The sequence below is a fragment of the Stackebrandtia nassauensis DSM 44728 genome (assembly GCF_000024545.1).
Classification (GTDB): Bacteria; Actinomycetota; Actinomycetes; order Mycobacteriales; family Micromonosporaceae; genus Stackebrandtia; species Stackebrandtia nassauensis.
The window spans coordinates 5,274,939-5,293,094 of record NC_013947.1; the positions used below are offsets into that span (position 1 = coordinate 5,274,939).

19 protein-coding genes are annotated in these 18,156 nt (G+C 68.2%); 10 read left to right on the forward strand and 9 right to left on the reverse strand.

All coding sequences use genetic code 11. The features are described from left to right. Positions 1-63 precede the first annotated feature (63 nt). Positions 64-579 (forward strand): VOC family protein, encoded by a 516-nt coding sequence (locus tag SNAS_RS24545; RefSeq protein WP_013020174.1) that lies wholly within the window; start codon positions 64-66, stop codon positions 577-579. Here the strand turns inward: SNAS_RS24545 and SNAS_RS33210 are convergent. Beyond that, positions 562-3,654 carry an AfsR/SARP family transcriptional regulator gene (locus SNAS_RS33210; protein ID WP_013020175.1) on the reverse strand — a complete coding sequence of 1,031 codons (3,093 nt, stop codon included), beginning with the start codon at positions 3,652-3,654 and terminating at the stop codon, positions 562-564. The two genes, SNAS_RS24545 and SNAS_RS33210, sit on opposite strands and share 18 nt — an antisense overlap. Before the next feature lie 154 nt (positions 3,655-3,808). Between SNAS_RS33210 and SNAS_RS35965 the strand changes: the two genes are divergently transcribed. After that, complete coding sequence (locus SNAS_RS35965; RefSeq protein WP_013020176.1) at positions 3,809-4,465, forward strand: hypothetical protein; 657 nt, start codon at positions 3,809-3,811, stop codon at positions 4,463-4,465. A 52-nt stretch (positions 4,466-4,517) separates the two neighbouring features. Here SNAS_RS35965 and SNAS_RS24560 read toward each other — a convergent pair whose 3' ends face one another. Beyond that, complete coding sequence (locus SNAS_RS24560) at positions 4,518-5,738, reverse strand: wax ester/triacylglycerol synthase domain-containing protein (protein ID WP_041625151.1); 1,221 nt, start codon at positions 5,736-5,738, stop codon at positions 4,518-4,520. Between the two features lie 425 nt (positions 5,739-6,163). Continuing rightward, on the reverse strand, positions 6,164-7,399 hold the full coding sequence (locus SNAS_RS24565) for an aspartate aminotransferase family protein (RefSeq protein ID WP_052305321.1): 1,236 nt from the start codon (positions 7,397-7,399) through the stop codon (positions 6,164-6,166). Between the two features lie 281 nt (positions 7,400-7,680). Between SNAS_RS24565 and SNAS_RS24570 the strand changes: the two genes are divergently transcribed. After that, positions 7,681-8,790: an FAD-dependent oxidoreductase gene (locus SNAS_RS24570; protein WP_013020180.1), complete on the forward strand. Its 1,110-nt coding sequence runs from the start codon at positions 7,681-7,683 to the stop codon at positions 8,788-8,790. Here SNAS_RS24570 and SNAS_RS24575 read toward each other — a convergent pair. Both SNAS_RS24575 and SNAS_RS24580 read right to left on the reverse strand, forming a co-directional pair. After that, complete coding sequence (locus tag SNAS_RS24575) at positions 8,760-9,227, reverse strand: SRPBCC family protein (protein WP_013020181.1); 468 nt, start codon at positions 9,225-9,227, stop codon at positions 8,760-8,762. The genes SNAS_RS24570 and SNAS_RS24575 overlap by 31 nt on opposite strands. Before the next feature lie 64 nt (positions 9,228-9,291). Beyond that, entirely contained in the window at positions 9,292-10,389 is a 1,098-nt protein-coding gene (locus SNAS_RS24580; RefSeq protein WP_013020182.1) for an NADH:flavin oxidoreductase/NADH oxidase, read from the reverse strand. Positions 10,390-10,594: 205 nt separating this feature from the next. On the opposite strand from SNAS_RS24580, the gene SNAS_RS24585 reads away from it, so the two are divergent. From SNAS_RS24585 to SNAS_RS24600, 4 genes are all read left to right on the forward strand, one after another. Beyond that, positions 10,595-11,155, forward strand: a complete 561-nt coding sequence (locus SNAS_RS24585; protein WP_013020183.1) for a TetR/AcrR family transcriptional regulator — start codon at positions 10,595-10,597, stop codon at positions 11,153-11,155. Continuing rightward, positions 11,152-11,520 carry a DMT family transporter gene (locus SNAS_RS24590; RefSeq protein WP_013020184.1) on the forward strand — a complete coding sequence of 123 codons (369 nt, stop codon included), beginning with the start codon at positions 11,152-11,154 and terminating at the stop codon, positions 11,518-11,520. The genes SNAS_RS24585 and SNAS_RS24590 overlap by 4 nt, the downstream gene beginning before the upstream one ends. A 2-nt stretch (positions 11,521-11,522) precedes the next feature. Next, positions 11,523-11,852 (forward strand): DMT family transporter, encoded by a 330-nt coding sequence (locus tag SNAS_RS24595; protein WP_013020185.1) that lies wholly within the window; start codon positions 11,523-11,525, stop codon positions 11,850-11,852. A 173-nt stretch (positions 11,853-12,025) separates the two neighbouring features. Next, positions 12,026-12,673: a Crp/Fnr family transcriptional regulator gene (locus tag SNAS_RS24600; protein WP_244409064.1), complete on the forward strand. Its 648-nt coding sequence runs from the start codon at positions 12,026-12,028 to the stop codon at positions 12,671-12,673. Positions 12,674-12,701: 28 nt separating this feature from the next. On the opposite strand, the gene SNAS_RS24605 is transcribed toward SNAS_RS24600, so the two are convergent. Together SNAS_RS24605 and SNAS_RS24610 are read right to left on the reverse strand one after the other, a co-directional pair. Beyond that, positions 12,702-13,868: an epoxide hydrolase family protein gene (locus tag SNAS_RS24605; protein ID WP_013020187.1), complete on the reverse strand. Its 1,167-nt coding sequence runs from the start codon at positions 13,866-13,868 to the stop codon at positions 12,702-12,704. Then, positions 13,865-14,503 carry a MarR family winged helix-turn-helix transcriptional regulator gene (locus SNAS_RS24610; protein ID WP_013020188.1) on the reverse strand — a complete coding sequence of 213 codons (639 nt, stop codon included), beginning with the start codon at positions 14,501-14,503 and terminating at the stop codon, positions 13,865-13,867. The genes SNAS_RS24605 and SNAS_RS24610 overlap by 4 nt, the downstream gene beginning before the upstream one ends. Positions 14,504-14,566: 63 nt before the next feature. Between SNAS_RS24610 and SNAS_RS24615 the strand changes: the two genes are divergently transcribed. Further along, positions 14,567-15,292: an SDR family NAD(P)-dependent oxidoreductase gene (locus SNAS_RS24615; protein WP_013020189.1), complete on the forward strand. Its 726-nt coding sequence runs from the start codon at positions 14,567-14,569 to the stop codon at positions 15,290-15,292. Here SNAS_RS24615 and SNAS_RS24620 read toward each other — a convergent pair whose 3' ends face one another. Continuing rightward, positions 15,293-15,922: an MBL fold metallo-hydrolase gene (locus SNAS_RS24620; RefSeq protein ID WP_013020190.1), complete on the reverse strand. Its 630-nt coding sequence runs from the start codon at positions 15,920-15,922 to the stop codon at positions 15,293-15,295. It abuts the gene before it with no gap. A gap of 118 nt (positions 15,923-16,040) precedes the next feature. Here SNAS_RS24620 and SNAS_RS24625 point away from each other — a divergent pair, with 118 nt between their 5' ends. Together SNAS_RS24625 and SNAS_RS24630 are read left to right on the forward strand one after the other, a co-directional pair. After that, complete coding sequence (locus SNAS_RS24625) at positions 16,041-16,391, forward strand: VOC family protein (protein ID WP_041625152.1); 351 nt, start codon at positions 16,041-16,043, stop codon at positions 16,389-16,391. A gap of 108 nt (positions 16,392-16,499) precedes the next feature. Then, on the forward strand, positions 16,500-17,744 hold the full coding sequence (locus SNAS_RS24630; RefSeq protein ID WP_013020192.1) for a Gfo/Idh/MocA family protein: 1,245 nt from the start codon (positions 16,500-16,502) through the stop codon (positions 17,742-17,744). Here the strand turns inward: SNAS_RS24630 and SNAS_RS24635 are convergent. After that, positions 17,652-18,071 (reverse strand): hypothetical protein, encoded by a 420-nt coding sequence (locus tag SNAS_RS24635; protein WP_041625153.1) that lies wholly within the window; start codon positions 18,069-18,071, stop codon positions 17,652-17,654. The two genes, SNAS_RS24630 and SNAS_RS24635, sit on opposite strands and share 93 nt — an antisense overlap. Positions 18,072-18,156: the final 85 nt, after the last annotated feature.

An 18,156-nucleotide genomic window follows, 5' to 3' on the forward strand; every position in this document is an offset into this window, starting at 1 on the left:
ACACGCCCCGCCTTCGCGGGCTGCGGGCCGTGGCTGTCCTGAATTGCCACTACGTTTCGCGGCATGAACGAACCAATCAATTCCGTCGCGGTTTCGGACCTCAACACCGTCAACGGATTCATCATCGCCAAGGGCGCGGCCGAACTCATCGAGTTCCTGACCGCAGTCTTCGACGGCACCGAGACACCCGAAGCCCACACGCCAGACATGTACGCCAACGACGGGACCCTCATCCACGCCGAGGTGCGCATCGGCAACTCGGTGATCATGGTCGCGGACCGCAAAGCCGACTGGCCGTTCACACCCGCCATGACCCAGGTCTACGTCACCGACGCCGCCGAGACGCTGCGCCGAGCCGTCGAGCGCGGGGCCAGGATCATCACCGACGTGTCCGCGTTCTACGGCGGCTTCGACATCGCCCGCTTCCTCGACCCGTGGGGCAACCTGTGGTGGCTGTTCGCACCGGCGGCGGACGCCAACGCTGACGACCAGGAGACTGTGGACTGGGACGATCCGGAACCGAGCCCGATTTACACCACACTGCTTGACGCCATGCGGCAGCTAACTGATCCGACCTGACCCGTCATCGGTGGTCGCCTGCGCTAGTAGCTTGTGGACTTTGGCATGTTGGGGGCGGGATCCGCACCACTGGTGGTCGCGTAGGGCCTCGGTTCCGGTGTGGCGGGCTTGGTCGTGGTCGCCTGTGGCCAGGTGGACTTCGGTCAGTACCGTCAGGATCTTGGCCTTCAGGAGGCGGTATCCGTGTTTGCGGGCCAGGTCCAGGGCTGTGGTCGCCGTGTGGGTGGCCGAGGTGGTGTCGCCCGCGGCGAGTTGGATGTCGGCCAGTACCCAGAGGGCGACGATGTGTTCGGCGATCGCTTCGCGGTCTCGGCTGGTTTTGACTGCTTCCTCGGCGTATTGGTGTGCGTCCGGTGAGACGTCTCGTGAGACCCGGGCCAGTGTGGACAGGACTGCGCTGTCGACGCCGTGCATGCCCATTTGGCGGGCCAGGTCGACCGCGCGGCGGGCGTGTTCTAGGGCTGGTTCGGTTTCGCCCCGGGCGTGGTGGAGCAGCGCCATGTCTTGGTGCAGTTGCGGCTGGGCCGTTTCGGTTCCGGCCTTGCCCATCCACTTGCGGGTCTCGTCCGCGAAGTGTTCGGCCGCTTCGAAGTCGCCCAGTTCCGTGCAGACCTCCACCAGCGCGGTGAGCGCGAAACCCAGGTTGAGGCTGTCGCGTCGCCGGAACTCACGACTGGCCTCTTCGAGCAGTTCGCGGGTCGCGTGCAGGTCGCCGGTGTCGGAGACCGCCGCCGCGACTTGTTGCAGGATGTACGAGGCACCGTCTTCGTCGAGTTCGCGGTAGGTCTTGAGCGCCTCCGCCGCGGCCGTGGCTCCTTCCGCGACGTTGCCGAGGGTTCGGTGGACCATGATCAGTTGCGACAGGGCGCCCAGTCGCAGTTTCGGTCCGGCGTCGGGGGTGAGGCGTTCGCGGGCGGCTTGGGTGTAGGTCAGCATGGCCGTCCGGTCGCCCAGGCTCTGTGCCGCGCTCGCTTTGCGGCTCAACAGTTTGACCTGGGCGAGGTTGTCGGCCAGGGCCTCGGGTTCGCTCAGTGCGAGGTCGCAGATCTCGAGCAGGCTGGCGCCTTCGGCGCGGTACAGCAGGTAGTTCGAGATCGCGTCGACCATTGTCCACATCGGTATCGATGTGGCACTTGAGTGGCGCAACAGCGCCAGCAGGTTCCCGCGTTCGGAGTCCAGCCAGGCCAACGCGGACTGCTCGTCGTCGAACCTCATGTCCGCAGGGTCGGTGGGCAGGCCCGGGTTCTCGGGGAACGGGAGACGTACCGCCGCGCATGCGGTGCGGGCATTCGCCATGTACCAGCGCAACGCTCGCCCGGTGATGTCGTGGCGGGTGTGGGCGGGCTGGTTCGTTTCGGCTATCTGGGCGGCGTAGTCGCGCAGCAGGTCGAAGTACTGGTAGCGGCCCGCCGTCGGGGTGGTGAGCAGGTTGAGGTCGCACAGTTCTTCGAGGGTTTCCTCGACCTCGTCGATGGGGTGTTGGGTTACGGCGGCGACCGATGCCGCGGTGAGATCGTGGACCGGGATCAGGCTCGCCGACAGGAATGTCTCGCGTTTTTCGACGGTGAGGGCGCGTAGGGACAGTTCGAAGGCGGCTCCGAGTTTTCGTCCGGCCGGTGAGCGGCGTTCGCCTTGTCGTTCGGAGGCCATCCGGTCGCGAAGGTCGGTGACCGTCCATGCCGGACGGCTGCGCAGTCGGGCCGCCGCCAGTCGCAGGGCCAGCGGGAGTTGACCGGCCAGCGTGACGATGTCGTTCACGGGGTCGGTTTCGGCGTCGATGTTTCGTTGCGCGACCGTCGTGAACAGTTCGCGGGCTTCGTGGCGGGGTAGGACGTCCAGTGTGATCGGTTCGGCGTCGGGCAGGTCGGGCAGTTTGCGGCGGCTCGTGATCAGTACGGCGCTGTCGCCGGGGCCGGGCAGCAGGGGTAGGACCTGTTCGGTGCCGATGGTGTTGTCGAGGACCAGCAGGACTCGTCGGTCGGCCAGTCGGCTGCGCAGCATCGCCGAGCGTCCCGCCAGGTCGGCGGGGATCTGGGTCTGCGGCACGCCGAGGTCGCGCAGCATGCCGCCGATCGCCTCGTTCGCGGGTAGCGGTGCCAGGTCGTCGGAGAAGCCGCGTAGGTCCACGAAGAGCTGGCCGTCGCAGAACTTGTCGGACACTTCTGTGGCCACCCGGACCGCGAAGGCGGTCTTGCCGACCCCGGCCATGCCGTCGACCGACACGATCGGGGTTCCCGAACCCAGCAGCGCGATCGCGTGGGCCGATTCCGCGTCTCTGCCGGTGAACGTCACGGTCGTGACCGGCAGTTGTCGCGGCACCGACTGCTCGGTGACGGTGGGGGCCTGGTCGTCGTTGAGGATGCGGCGGTGCAGGTCGCGCAGGCTCGATCCGGGTTCGCGGCCCAGTTCGCCGACCAGCCGGTCGCGGAGGTCGCGGTAGTGGGTGAGGGCCTCGGCGGTGCGACCCGACTGGTGTGTCGCGTCGATGAACTGGGCCGCCAGTCGCTCGTCCAACGGACGTCGCTCGACCTGTTCGGTCAGGTCGGCAAGCAGTTCGGTGTGCCGTCCGGCGCGCAGGTAGGCGTCGTTACGGTCCAGTTCGGCGGTCTCGCGTTCGGCGCGCAGCTCGTGGCGCAGCCGGTTCAGCCGGGGGATGTCGTGGTCGGTGAACGGCTCGCCCCGCCACAGTGCGAACGCCTCGTGCCACAGTGAGGCGGCGTGGGAGGCGTCGGCGGCGTCGCGGGCGGCGCCGCACAGTCGCCGGTAGCGGTGCAGGTCCACCTGTTCGGTGTCCACGCCGAGGACGTAGCCGCCGCCGTGCCGCTCCAGCGACAGGCCCTCGATGCCTGACAGCGCGCGGCGCAGCCGGGTCAGGTATACGTGCAGGGTCCGGCGGGCGTCCTTGGGTGGGGCGTCGCCCCAGGTGTGGTGTTCGAGGCGGTCGGTCGGCACCACGCTGGTCGCCTCAGCTGCCAGGATCGCGAAGACGGCACGCTGCTTGGCCGGGCCGATGTCGACGCGACGACCGTCGGCCCACAGTTCGATCGCTCCCAGCAGGCGTATTTCCAGGGTCATCCGATCCTCGCGAGGTGATCTGACCGGCAACGATACGCGAATGACGGCGTCGTCAGGGTTCGTGAAGTCTTTGTGAAGGTCCCGCGCGCAATCGTAGGCGGCAATCGACCCGACGCCTCGAGGGTGTCTCATTCGTGACCGTGGAAGGACCCACATGAACCGCCTGCTGACCACCACGATCGGTATAGCCGCCATCGCGATGGCATTGACCGCGTGCGGCACCGACGATCCCCCTGGCGACTCGAAGGACGGCCCGATCGACGCCACGTCCGAGTCCGAGGGCGAGGGCATCGCCGAAGGCGACTTCCGCAATGCGCCCGTGCCGACCAACGACCCGAAGGACGCCTGGGAGAAGGATCTGCCCGCCGAGCCGGACCGCGAGGCCCCGCTGGCCGAGAAGATCGAGTTCGAGCTGGTCAGCGCCGCCGCCGAGTACACGCACCAATATGACGACAAGTCCGAAGTCACCTGCCCGGACATCAAGGGCGACAAGGACGAGGACGTCACCTGCGAGATGACCTACTTCGGTCAGAAGGTCGAATGGAAGGTCTCGATCTCGGGCGGCTCGATGGTGGCCCGCTACGAGTACGAGTCCGAGCAGAGCGTCCAGTCCCGCGAGTTCCTCGAGAACGCCTTGCGTTACAAGGCCCAGACCGAGGACGTCATGTGTGAGCTCGACGAGGAGTACACCGTCGTCAATCCCCAGAAGTCCGAACCGGTTGTGTGCCACTCGCTCAAGGACGGCGAGCAGGCCAACTGGCAGCTGTCGATCGGCGCGCGCGGCGCGGTGACGTTCAGCCAGAAGGGATAGCGTCTCGCCATGTCGTGAGGCGTTCGCCGGGTGAGGGGGCACTGGGGCCTCCTCACTCGGCACTGTCGTGCAGGGACGTGAGTGCGCTGTGCCAGTGGTCGCGCAGCCGGTCGGTGTCGCTTGTGGAGACGACGCCGACGTGGGTGCGGTTGCCGTGAGTGGCGAAGCCGATCGTGGTGGCGTGGCCGGGCGGCCGGAACATGATGGGTACGAGTTCGCGTACGGGGTTGTCGTGGAATGCCAGGGCGGGAGTGGTTCCCCAGTTGCTGACGATGATGTCCACATAGCCGCCGGTGAGCGCGTGCCGGAACAGGGACGCGAAGACCCAGCTCGGCAGTACCTCGGCTCCGGCCCGGGAGACGTCGATGTCGCGACCGTGTTTGGCCTGGGTGGTCGCGGCGGTGATGGCCTTGAGTGCCGAGACCGGATCCTGGTGTCGCTTCGGCAGCGGCACGCGCATCGTCGTCAGTTCGTTGCCCAGTCGGTGGGTGTCGTCGGCCGAGCGGGTGCTGACCGGTATGAGGGCGTACGGGGTCGTGTCGCCGGTCGACAGGGTTCGGGTCGTCAGCGCGAGCACGACGTCGTTGACGGTCGCGTCGTGGTGCGCGGCTATCCGCCGCACCTGTGCGCTGTCGAAGGTCGCCCAGTCGACGCGGTGATCGCCGTTGGCGTTTCGGGTCGGGAATCGGCGTGGCACCAGGTTCCACGCCTGTCGGGGGCCGCCGCGCAGGAGCTTGGCCCAGGATTCGCGTCGCGAAAGGCGCCTCGGGGTGATCCAGCTTCGCGACGGACGCGACAGCGACGATCGCTCGCCGAAAGCGCGGTGCGCCAGGCTCATCATGCTCTGGCCATCGGCCAGGGCGTGGTGGACGTGCAGCATCAGCGCCCATTGGCCTGGGGCGAATCCCCGCAGCAGCCATGCCCGCCACGGCGCTGTCGCGGGATCGAGCCTCATGGCGGCGATGTCCCCGACGGCGGCGCGAAGGCCGGTCTCGCCATCGGCACGGTATCCGGAGTACTGCGCGATGCGGGAGTCCCAGCTGAACCGCGGATCCGGGTACCACACCGATCGTCCCCGGGACTCGCCCAGCAGCCAACGCAGTTCCGGGACCGTGGAGAACCTCTCGGCGAGGTGTCGCACGAGTTGGCTCAGATCCGGCGCCTCGCCGTCGAAACGAAGCAACAGCCCGATGCCGACGCTACGGCCGCAACGCTTCTCGTACGTGACCAGACACTGGTCGATGCCGCGCAACGGCTTCGCGCGTTCGTTCACAAATACCCCCGTGCGACTCACGTTGTCACACATCCTCCCTCACCAGGGGGTGACCTTGCCGAGGATCGTGGCGGCGCCGTAGGGCGACGCGAAGTCGTCGGCGTTGCGGCCCACCACGTCCACGGTCTTGTCGACGAACCAGCCCCCCCCCCCCCCCCCCCCCCCCCCCCCCCCCCCCAAAAAAGCACCCAACGGGGAGTTGACGGGTACTCCCAGGAACTTCAGCAGTCCCGTTCCGGCCGAGGCCAGCGATCCGACGGTGTCGTCGTCAGCCTGGTGCCGCTTCGGCAGAGCTGATGAGTTTCGCCAGGTCCATGTCGCGCAGTTGAGCGTAGTCAACCATCGTCACACCCCTGTTCCGAGCGATTGCCAGGTGTCGTAAGGGCATGGCAACACGGTTTCGCCGGAACCGGTCCCGGCCGCTGTTACGAGGCGGCCTCCTCGTCGATCGCGTTGGTGAGGATGGCGAGTCCTTCGGCGGCTTCGGATTCGGTGAGGGTCAGGGGTGGCCCCATGCGGATGACGTTGCCGTACAGGCCGCCCTTGCCGACCAGCAGACCGTCGCGTCGGCAGGCTTCCAGGACCCGCAGGGCGGCGGCCGGGTCGGGGCGGGTGGTGTCGGCCGCGACGAACTCGATGGCGATCATGAGGCCCTTGCCGCGGACCTCGGCGACGATCGGTGAGCGTCGCGCCTGTTCGGTCAGACCGGCGTGGATGATGGCTCCGGTGCGGGCGGCGTTGTGTTGCAGGTCGTTGTCCCGCAGGTAGTCCAGGACGGCGATGCCCGCCGCGGCGGCGAGCGGGTTGCCGCCGAAGGTGTTGAAGGAGATCGCCGACAGGCAGTCCATGACCTCGGCGCGGGCCACGACGCCGCCGAGGGCGAAGCCGTTGCCGATGCCCTTGGCGAAGGTGAGGATGTCGGGTACCGCGTCGTGGGCCTGGTAGCCCCACAGGTGCGAGCCGGTGCGGCCCCAGCCGGTCTGGACTTCGTCGCAGACCCACAGGATGCCGTGTTCGGCGAGCACTTCTTGGATGGCCTTGAAGTAGCCGTCGGGCGGCATGACGAAGCCGCCGACGCCCTGGATCGGTTCGGCTATCAGGCAGGCGACGTCGCCGGAGGTGGTGGTGGCCAGTACTTCGCGCAGGTCGGCCACGGAGCGCTCGATGTACTCCGCGTCGGACATTCCCGCGAACAGGCCCCGCAGCCGGTCTCCGGAGTGGAGGTAGCTGACGTTGAACGGGGTGAGGGCCGAGGCCGACCATCCCTTGTTGCCGGTGACGCCGACGGCGCCGAAGGTGCGGCCGTGGTAGCTGTTGCGCATGGCCAGGATCTGGTTGCTGCGCCGGTACTGGGTGGCCAGCAGCAGTGCCGTCTCGGTGGCCTCGGAGCCGCTGTTGCCGAGGAAGACCTTGGCGTCGGGGATGCCGGACACGGCGGCGATCTTCTCGGCGAGGATGACCTGGTTGCGGATCAGGTACAGGGTCGAGGAGTGGGTGATGCCGGTGCTGAGCTGCCGGTCGACGGCCTCGCGGATCTCGGGGATGTCGTAGCCGACCATCGTGGTCAGTACCCCGCCGAAGAAGTCCAGGTAGGACTTTCCGGTGGCGTCGACGACGCGGCGACCCGAGGCCGAGACGAACTCGATCGGTTCGGCGTACATCGGACTCACCCAGTTGGGAAGCACTGCTCGGTGCCGGTCGGTCAATGCTTTGTGTTCCACGGCGGTCCCTTCGGGGTGGTCACAACGGATCGCCCGATTATCGGCCCCCGACCCCGGGGAGCGCAACAGCTCGGGGGCGATGACGACACGGGCCGATGTATCAGCACGTCGCCGTCCGGTAGCAAGCGGTCAATTGTGACGCGGGAGGTTGACAGGCGGAGTCCCGGCGACGATTCTTTGAAGCGCCCCGTGAAGCCCCCTCACGTGAGTCAGGAGCGCCAATGACCGCGACCGTAGCCGTCGTCGGGGGAGGCTATGGCGGGATCACCGTCGCCCAGGCGCTGGACGACGTCGCCGACGTCGTCCTCATTGACCCCAAGGACGCGTTCGTACACAATGTCGCCGCGCTGCGCGCGATCGTGGATCCATCGTGGGCGGAGCAGATGTTCATGCCCTACTCGGGGCTGCTGAAGCGCGGGCGGGTTGTCGAGGACTGGGTGGTCTCGGTTGAGGCGCACGGGGTGTGGCTGTCGTCGGGTGGGTTCATGCAGGCCGACTACATCGTGATCGCCACCGGTACGAGTTACCCGTTTCCGGCCAAGGTCGGTTCGCACCACGCGGAGGCGGCCCGGCGGCGGATCCAGGCGACCTCGGAGGCGCTGTACCAGGCGGGGCACGTGCTGCTGCTGGGCGCCGGTCCGGTGGGGCTGGAGCTGGCCGGTGAGATCTCGTCCGCGTGGCCGCAGAAGGGCGTCACCGTCGTGGATCCGGCCGGGGAGATCCTGTCGGGCACGTTCATGGCCGACTTCGATCCCGAGCTGAGCCAGCGGATGCGCGACATGCTGCACCAGCAGTTGATGGAGCGCGGCACCCGGCTGCTCCTGGGCACGGCCCCCGATCACAGCCTGCCGGTCCCGGCGGGGACGTTGCAGACCTTCACCACGACGATGCGGTCCGGTGAGACGGTCACCGCCGACATCTGGTTTCGGTGCCACGGACGGCAACCGGCCTCGCGGGTGCTGGGGCGGAGCCTGTCCATGGTGCGCCGCCACGACGACCTGATCGAGGTCATGCCGGACCTGCGGTTGCGGGGGCAGCGGCGGGTGTTCGCCATCGGCGATGTCACCGCCACCGGCGCCCTGGACACGGCGGTGGTGGCCATCGAGCAGGCGGGAGTGGTGGCCGACAACATCCGGTTCCTGTTGACGGGTGAGGGTGAACTGGGGACGTATCGGCCCGCGCAGCCGGTCCTGTCGATTCCGTTGGGCCCCACCGGCGGCGTGACGTACATACCCGACGCCGGGATCCTGGACGGCGACGCCACGGCCGAGATCAAGGGCGGTGACCTGTTCGTCGGGCGTTACGCGGCGATGTTCGGGTTGTCCGGCTGAGGGCCGGTGATCTTGGCGCGAATGGTGTCGTGCCAGGACTTCAGGAAGGCCGGGTATCCGGCGGCGAACGCGTCGAGTTCGGCGCGGCCGGACTCGGACAGTGCGGTCAGGTCGTAGGACACGGTCACGGTACTGCCGCCGGGTGCCTCCCGCAGCAAGACGGCGACGGTACCGGCGCGATTGCCCACAGTGGTGCGGGCGTAGGAGATCGCGCGGCCGGGTTCGCGGTCGAGGACGACCCACACGGTGTGCTCGCCGTGGGCGTTGGTCTCGAAGACGGTGCCGGGCTGGGTGTCGTCGTCCGGGTTGTCGGGGAAGTGCGGGACCCAGCCGTCCACCCAGTCCTGTTCGCCGCGGGGCGTGAACAGCCGGAAGGCTTGCGCGGGCGGCAAAGCCACCTCGATGGAACCGGTGAGCCGGTGGCGGACGGTCGTCATCTCCCGAGCGTATCGGGGGTGATCGGGGGCGGGGGCGGAACCGTCGGCTCCGCCCCGGTGGCGGCTAGGCGCGGTGGTACTGGATCGGCGCGGACACTTCGGCGCCGAGTTCCTTGGCGGCGTGGCGAACCCAGTACGGGTCGCGCAGCAGTTCCCGGCCCAGCAGGACGGCGTCGGCCTTGCCGGAGGCGACGATGTCCTCGGCCTGGTGGGCTTCGGTGATCAGGCCGACGGCCGCGACCGGCAGTCCGGTCTCGGCGCGAATCCGCTCGGCGAACGGCACCTGGTAGCCGGGCCCGGTCACGATCTTGGCGTCGGGGACGTTGCCGCCGGTCGACACGTCCAGCAGGTCCACGCCGTGCGCCTGGAGTTCCTTGGCGAACCGCACCGTGTCGTCGGCGGTCCAGCCCTCGCGGTCGTCCTCGGGGTCCTCGGCCAGCCAGTCCGTGGCCGACAACCGGAACAGCACCGGCAGCTCCTCGGGCCACACCGCCCGGACGGCGTCGACGACGTCGAGCGCGAACCGGATCCGGCCTTCGAACGAGCCGCCGTATGCGTCGGTGCGGTGGTTGCTGTACGGCGACAGGAACTGGTGCACCAGGTAGCCGTGGGCGCCGTGGATCTCGGCGACCTCGAAACCGGCGGCCAGCGCCCGCCGGGCGGCGTCGGCGAACTGGCCGACGATCTCGCCGATCGCCTCGATGGTCAGCTCGACCGGGGTCGTGTAGCCGTCGCTGAACGGGATCGGGCTGGGGCCCAACGGGATCCAGCCCAGTGGCTCATCAGGACCGATCGGCCGTCCACGATCGACCCAGGTGCGTTCGGTGGAGGCCTTGCGGCCCGCGTGCGCCAGCTGGATTCCCGGGACCGTCCCCTGTGCCTTAAGGAAGCCGGTGACGCGCTGGAAGGCCGCGACCTGGGTGTCGTTCCAGATGCCCAGGTCGTAGGGCGAGATGCGTCCTTCGGGGCTGACGGCCGTGGCCTCGGTGAGGATCAGCCCGGTCCCGCCGACGGCGCGGGCGGCGAGGTGGGCGAAGTGCCAGTCCGACGCGACGCCCGGGGCGGCTTCGGGTTCGGCGCTGTACTGGCACATCGACGCCATCCAGGCGCGGTTGGGGATGGTCAGCGACCTGAGGGTGTAGGGGGTGAACAGCGAACTCACGACGATCTCCTTGTGCGAGGCGGTGGCGCGAGGACCAAAATCATTGCAGACGCTTACTATTTATACACGCCGATAGTTGCACAGACAAATAGTTGCCGCGTTTCGGCAGCAACTTGCCGCATTCGCTGGTCAGCGTCGAGATCCGAGGTTATACGCGTCGCGGATCACATCGTAACTTTACCAACCGGTTGGTAAAGTAACTCCCATGAGACCAAGTTCCAAGACAGCGATACTCGAAGCCTCGCGGCGGGTCGCCGAGCGCAGTGGCATCGGCAGCCTGACCCTCGAGGCCGCCGCCCAGGAGGCGGGACTGAGCAAACCCGGACTGATGTACCACTTCGCGAGCAAGGAACAGCTGCGCGTCGCGGTGGCGGAGTACATCACCGAGGGCTGGCACCAGCAGATGCTCGCCGAGCTGGGCAAGCCGTTCGACGACGCCACCCCCGCCGAGCGGGTGGCCGCGTACTGCCGGGTCTTCACCACCCTGTCCACCGGGAAGGGCGACCTGGTGCTGTTCGTCGACTCCGTGCACGAGGAAGCCCTGATCGCGCCGTGGTGCGAACTGTTGCGGCACTGGCTGTCGGACTCGATTCCCCTCACGGACCCGGCCGACCCGGCGAGCATCGACCTCGTCGTCGCCCGGCTGGCCGCCGACGGACTGTGGATGGCCGACGCGAGTCAGACCACCGGCCTCGACGAGAACACCCGCGCGGCGGTCGTCGCCCGGATCCAGCAGCTGGCCACCGGGAAGGACGCGACGCGATGAACAAGTGGCTGATGCTGGGCATCGCGATCGCCCTGGAGGTCGGCGCGACGCTGTCGCTGCGGGCGATGTCGGGACTCGAACATCCCTGGTTCCTCGCGGCCGTGGTGGCCGGATACGTCGGGGCGTTCTACTTCGTGGCCAAGCTGCTGGAGACCGGCATGCAGGTCGGGGTGGCATACGGGGTGTGGGCCGCCAGCGGCGTCGCACTCACCGCGATCCTCGGATCGCTGCTGTTCGGCGACCCGCTGACCTGGCAGGTCGGGGCGGGCATCGGGCTGATCATCGGCGGGGTGCTGCTGGTGGAGATCGGCTCGCAGCGCGCCGAGGAAACCCGGGAAGTACTGACCCCCACCGGAGGTGAATGACCATGGCATGGCTGTTCCTGATCGCCGCCATCGCACTGGAGACCATCGCGACGCTGTCGATGAAGGCGTCGGAGGGTTTCACGAGGAAGGCGTGGATCGCGCCGGTCGCGATCGGCTACGTCGGCGCGTTCTCGTTGCTCGGTGCCGTTCTCGCGCAAGGGATGCCGGTGGGCGTGGCCTACGGGGTATGGGCCGCCAGCGGGGTCGCGCTGACGGCGGTCCTCGGACGCGTCATCTTCCGGGATCCGTTGACCTGGGTCATGGCCGCCGGAATCGCGCTTATCATCGGTGGCGTAATGGTGGTCGAGATCGGCGCGCAGGCGGCACACTGACGCTTTCGATCTCCTATGGATAAACCAATCAAAACGACGCTTTTCGATGAATTCCGCACTCAGGTCTTACAGTTGTGTCAATGTGTTCGCACATTTACCTTGACGAAAGGCACGCCATGTCGGTCACACCCGCCGCGAACAGTCAGTGGCCCACCGGCACCTTACTACACCACTTGTCCCCTTCGGACCGTCGAGAACTGATCTCCCTGGGCACCAAGAAATGGGTCCGTCCGGGAACGGTACTGCTGCGCGCCGGGGACACCGGCACCACGGCGATTCTGATCCTGCGCACCTTCGTCAAGGTGTCGATGCCGACGGCCAACGGCCACGAGACCCTGCTGTCGGTACGGGTTCCCGGTGACATCGTCGGCGAGATCTCGGTGCTCAACGACCAGCCCCGGACGGCGACGGCCACCACCTGCGGCACCGGACTGGTCAGCGTCATCCCGAGCCCCTCGCTGAAGGAGTTCATGTCGGAACGTCCGGCCGTCGGCGCCGAACTGGCCGGGACGGCGGCCGATCGGCTGCGCTGGACGAACGAACCCCGCGCGGACGTCGGCAGCCTCCCGGTGGTCGCCCGGCTGGCGCGGCTGCTGTCGGATCTGGCGATCCGGCACGGGGTCCGTACCGAGCAGGGCATCGAGATCAGCGTGATGTTGACGCAGTCCGAACTGGCCTCGCTGATCGGCGTGTCGGTGGTGACGGCGCAGCGCGCGATCAAGCGGCTGCGGGACCAGGGCGTGATCGAGACCGGATCCCAGCGGTTTCTGGTCACCGACCCACACCGTCTGGAGCTGGAGGCCGCTGCGCCGCCACGGTGACCATGGTTCCGGACGTGTCAGCCGGGATTCACCACTTGCGGAAGAAGTTTCGCAGCTCCTCGGTCAGCAGTCCGGGGACCTCCATGGCGGGGAAATGCCCGCCGTGGGGATATTCGGTCCACGAGGCCATCGACCCGGCCGGGTCCACTATTGACCGTATACTGTGGTCAGCGGCGAACACGGCGACGCCGGTCGGCGCGCCGGACGGGGGCGGAGCGTCGGTGTCGGAGTGCTGCGCCATCTGGGCGTATCCCCGCATGCCGTCGTAGGTGAAGTGGGCCGAGCTGGCTCCCGACTGGGTGAACCAGTACAGACTGACCAGGGTCAGCAGCTGTTCGCGGTCGACGGCCTCGTCGGGTAGTTCGGTCGCCGGGTCGGTCCATTCGGCGAACTTCTCCGCGATCCAGGCCAGCTGCCCGACCGGGGAGTCGTTGAGCGAGTAGCCGAGTGTCTGCGGCCGGGTGGCCTGGATCCGCAGGTAGCCGGTTCCGTCCTGCTGGAACTCGTTGAAGCGCTCGGCGCGATCGAGGTCGCCGCCGCTGAGCCCGGCGGTGTCGATCGGGGGTCCGAAGGGGAACGGCGCCGGTCCGGCGACGTGTCCGGCGATCAGGTGTTCGGCGTCCAGCATGGACAGCATGGTCGTGACCCCGGCTCCGGCGTCGCTGCCGTGGGCGGCGTAGCGGTCGTAGCCCAGCCGTTCCATCAGCTGCTTCCACGCCGAGGCGACCTGGAACAGGTTGCCCCAGCCGGGCCGCGACATCGGGTTGGAGAACCCGAAGCCCGGCAGCGACGGGATCACCAGGTGGAACGCGTCGGCGGGGTCGGCGCCGTGGGCGCGGGGGTCGGTGAGCGGGCCGACGATCCCGGTGAACTCCACGAAGGACGACGGCCAGCCGTGGGTCAGCAGCAGCGGGGTGGCGTCGGCCTCGGCGGAGCGGATGTGCAGGAAGTGGATGGTCTGGCCGTCGATCTCGGTGCGGAACTGCGGGAAGGCGTTGAGCCGGGACTCGGCGGCGCGCCAGTCGTATTCCTTGCGCCAGTGGTCGACCAGGCCCTTGAGGTACTCGGGTGGCACGCCGCGGTCCCAGCCGATGCCCGACGGGTTGGCCTCGGGCCACCGGGTGCGATCGAGCCGGGAGGCCAGGTCGTCGATCTCGGACTGGGGAATGTCGATGCGAAAGGGGTGAACACTCATGTGAAGTCTCCTTCGGACACCGGCCGGTGCCGGGTGTCGGAGCTGAGTGTCACCGGGGACGGTCCCGGGCGCGAAGCAAGCCGAACGAAACCGAACGGCTGGTAACTCGGTAAGTCCCGCTGCCGCAGGCTCTCCCACCAGGTGGCCAGGAGCGCCGCCAGTTGTTCGCGCTGTGGCTCGTCCAGACCGTCCAGCAGGTCGTCCTCGGAGACGAGGATGTCGTCCACGAGCGATTCGACGAGCGCGTGACCGGCTTCGGTGAGCGTCACCTCGACGCTGCGGGCCCGGGTGGTGGAGCGGGCCCGGGTCACCAGGCCCTCGCGTTCGGCGCGGGCGACGCGCTGCGAGATGGCGCCCGCAGTGACCAGGGTCGCCTCGGCGAGCTGGCGGGTGGTCATGGTGTACGGGGTTCCGCTGCGGCGCAGGGTGGACAGCAGATCGAGGGTGGCCGCGTCGGCCCCGGCGCGGGTCAGCAGGGCGCGGCGGTGGTCGGCCAGTCGCTTGGCGATCCGCCACAGCGGGGTGATGACCCGGATGGAGCCGACCGGGGCGCCGGGACGTTCGCGGGTCCAGGCCGCGGCGATGTCCTCGGCGGGCAGCGCGGCATGCTGGTCGAGTGGGTAGGAGTCGGTCATGGTCCACCTGCGTGTTAGGTTTAGATCTAAATTTAGACCTAAACGAGCTTGGGAGGACATTCTATGTCTCGCATCGTCATCGTCACCGGCGGCGGCACCGGTATCGGCCGCGCGGTCGCGGCCCGGTTCGCCGAGGCGGGCGACAGCGTCGTCATCACCGGACGACGCCAGGCCGTCCTGGACAAGACCGTCGCCGACCTGGGCGGCGACATCCGCGCGATCACCTGCGACCACACCGATCCCGAGCAGCTGGCCGCGCTGGCGGCCGCACTGCCCGAGCGGGTGGACGTCCTGGTCAACAACGCCGGCGGCAACACCGACATCGGCACCGAGACCCCCAGCGGGCTGGCCGGACTGGGCCGGGCCTGGCTCGCGAACCTGGACACCAACCTGATCAGCGCCGCCCTGACCACCGAGGCGATCGGCGAGCGGCTCGGCTCCGGCGGCAGCGTCATCCACATCGGATCGATCGCCGCCGACAAGGGCAACGGATTCTACGGCGCCGCCAAGGCGGGGCTGGCGTCCTGGAACATCGGCCTGGCACGCGAACTGGGTACCCGCGACATCACGTCCAATGTGATCTCACCGGGGTACATCAGCGAGACCGAGTTCTTCGGCGACGTCATGACCGAGCAGCGCCGCGCCGCGCTGATCGAGGCGACCTTCGTCAAGCGGGTCGGAATACCCGCCGACATCGCCGGTGCCGCCTGGTTCCTGGCCTCCCCCGACGCCCGCTACGTCACCGGTCAGACCCTCAACGTCAACGGCGGAGCCTGGTCGAGCCGCTGATCACAGCTCCACGAAGTCCCCGATCGGGATGCGGTGGTACTCGGCACGGGATTCCTCGTCGAACCACGAGTCGACGATCCCCCAGCCCAACTCGCTGAGGTAGGCGTCGTGGACGGGGTGGATCCGGCGGGGTGCCACCGCGCGGGCGAAGTCCAGTGCCTCGGCGAGCTTCAACCAGGGAGCCGCGGCGGGCAGCAGCAGCGTGTCCACAGGGGTGCCGGGCGGGTGTAGCGCATCGCCCGGGTGGTACAGCGCCCCGGACGGTGTGTCCACGATGAACCCGAGGTTGGCGCAGTCGGGAAATCCCTCGTAGACCTCAGCGTGGCGGCCCCCGGCAGCGCGCACCCGGAATCCGGCCGCCTCGAAGGAATCCCCCGGCGCCACGGCGGTCGCGGCGACGTCGAGTTCGCCGACCACGTCGGCGTGGGTGAAGATCCGCAGTTCGGGGTCGGCCCGCACCGCGGCCGACAGCTTGTCCACGTCCAGGTGGTCGGGGTGGGCGTGCGTCACCAACACCGCGTCCGCCCCGGCCAGACTCTCCGGTTCGCTGAACACACCCGGGTCGATGACCAGTGTGCTGGCTCCATCCTCGACCCGCACGCAGGCGTGGGTGAACTTCGTCAGTCTCATGAGCCGATCCTAGGCACGTCGCTCGAATACGAGAGAAATTCATCCGAACGCCGGTTGTGCGGACCCGGTCACGGGCGCACAATCCCATCGTATGGAGTTGCTATGCACGGTTTATCCGGTGGGTGATCTCGAAACCGCCGCAGCGCACTATCTCAACCTGGGATTCCGGGACGTCGCCCGTCCCGACCACGACACGATCCTGTTGGCGGCCGACGAGTCCCCGTATGTCGACGTGATGCTCGAACGCCATCCGGTGGAGGCGCACCTGGGCAGCGGGCCGGTGTTCCGCATCGAGGACGTCGAGGGGATGCACGCCTCCCAACCGGATCTCAACTGGGTGGGCCAGCCGGTCGACATCCCGACCGGGAAGTACGCGATCTTCCGGGACCCGGACGGCAACCCGATCCGGGTCGTCGACTTCACCGCCGACAGCGGCCGGTTCGCCAGTCTGTTCCGACCCCGGCACTGACCGAGGCGACGATCCGAGCACGGAAAATCATGGCGGAAATGATCTTCCCAAGCCGTCGGGGACCGGGTTAAGCTCCCCCTCTGTTGCCCGGCAGGAAGGATCTCGCTGATGTCTGCTGTGACGATCGCGGTGGTGGGGGCCGGTGGACGCGGAACGACCTACGCGTCCTGGGCCCTCGACAACCCCGACAAGGCGCGGGTGGTGGCCATCGCCGAACCCCGAACCGAAGTGCGGGAACAGTTCGCGCGACAGCACGGTATCGACGAGGCGAACCAGTTCAACAGCTGGCGCGACCTCGCCGAAGCGGGACGGGTCGCCGACGCGGTGCTGATCTGCACCCAGGACCGCATGCACACCGAGCCCGCGATCGCCTTCGCCGACGCGGGCTGGCACGTGCTGCTGGAGAAACCGATGGCGCCCACCCCTGACGAGTGCGAGAAGATCGTGCACGCCGCCCACCGGGGCGGCGGGATCTTCGCGGTGTGCCACGTGCTGCGGTACACGCCCTACACCAAGGCGTTCAAGGAGACCGTGGACTCCGGGGCCATCGGGGACATCGTCTCGGTGCAGCACCTGGAACCGGTCGGGTTCTGGCACTTCGCGCATTCCTATGTGCGCGGTCCGTGGCGCAACGAGGCCGAGTCCTCGTCGATGCTGCTGGCCAAGTCCTGTCACGACCTGGACTGGCTGCGGCACGTGGTGGGACGGCCGTTCAAGCGGGTGTCCAGCTTCGGCAGCCTGCGGCACTTCCGGCCCGAGAACGCCCCGGCCAAGGCGACCACGCGGTGCACCTCCTGCCCCGTCGAACCCGACTGCGCGTACTCGGCCACCCGCATCTACGCCGCCGGACTCCGGGAACGGACCTTCACCATCCGCCACCTCGTGGACGTGCTGGAGGAGGCGAAGCTGGAGAAGGCGCTGCAGGACGGCCCGTACGGCGCCTGCGTCTACCACACCGACAACGACGTGGTCGACAACCAGGTCGTCAACATGGAGTTCGACAACGGTGTCACCGGCACCTTCACCGTCACCGCGTTCACGCCGTTCGAGGACCGCAAGACCCGGATCTTCGGCTCCCACGGCATGATCGAGGGCGACGGCCAGGAGATCCGGGTGTTCGACTTCAACACCGAGAAGACCACGATCTCCAAGGTCAAGGCGATCGGCGGGGTCGGTGCCGGAGCCGGGCACGGCGGCGGTGACGCCGCGCTGATCGAGACCTTCTGCCGGGCGGTCGCCGAGAACGACCAGTCGATAGTCCTATCGGGACCGAACGAGTCGCTGGAGACCCACCTCGTCGTGTTCGCCGCCGAGCGGGCTCGACTGGAGGGCACTGTGGAACCGGTCGTGTAGCCCGCGCGGCTCACGCTCTAAAGTGAACCAGGGCCGGATGTCGCCGGGGACGAGACTCACGGCGAACAACCCGGTCGCGGCCTCGTCCGACAGCCACGCGACCAACTGAGCGCGGGCCAGCTCGGTGACCTCGTCGGCGTCGAAACCGTTGTCGTGCCGCCATTCCCGGCACAACACCACCCCGTCGGCGTTCGTGGCGGTCAGCGTCAGCCGCGCGAAACCGGCGGCCCGCACGGCGAACAGGCGGTCCAGTTGCACCGCCAGCGCGCGGGCGGTGAACGCCGCCACGGTCGCGTGCCGCACCGGCGGGTCACAGTCGACACTCACCGTCAGCCCTGACGCTTCTTGTCCGCAACCGGATGACATCCATGCCCTTCTATCGCTGTTTCGGTTGGCGCGGGCCTGGGTAGCC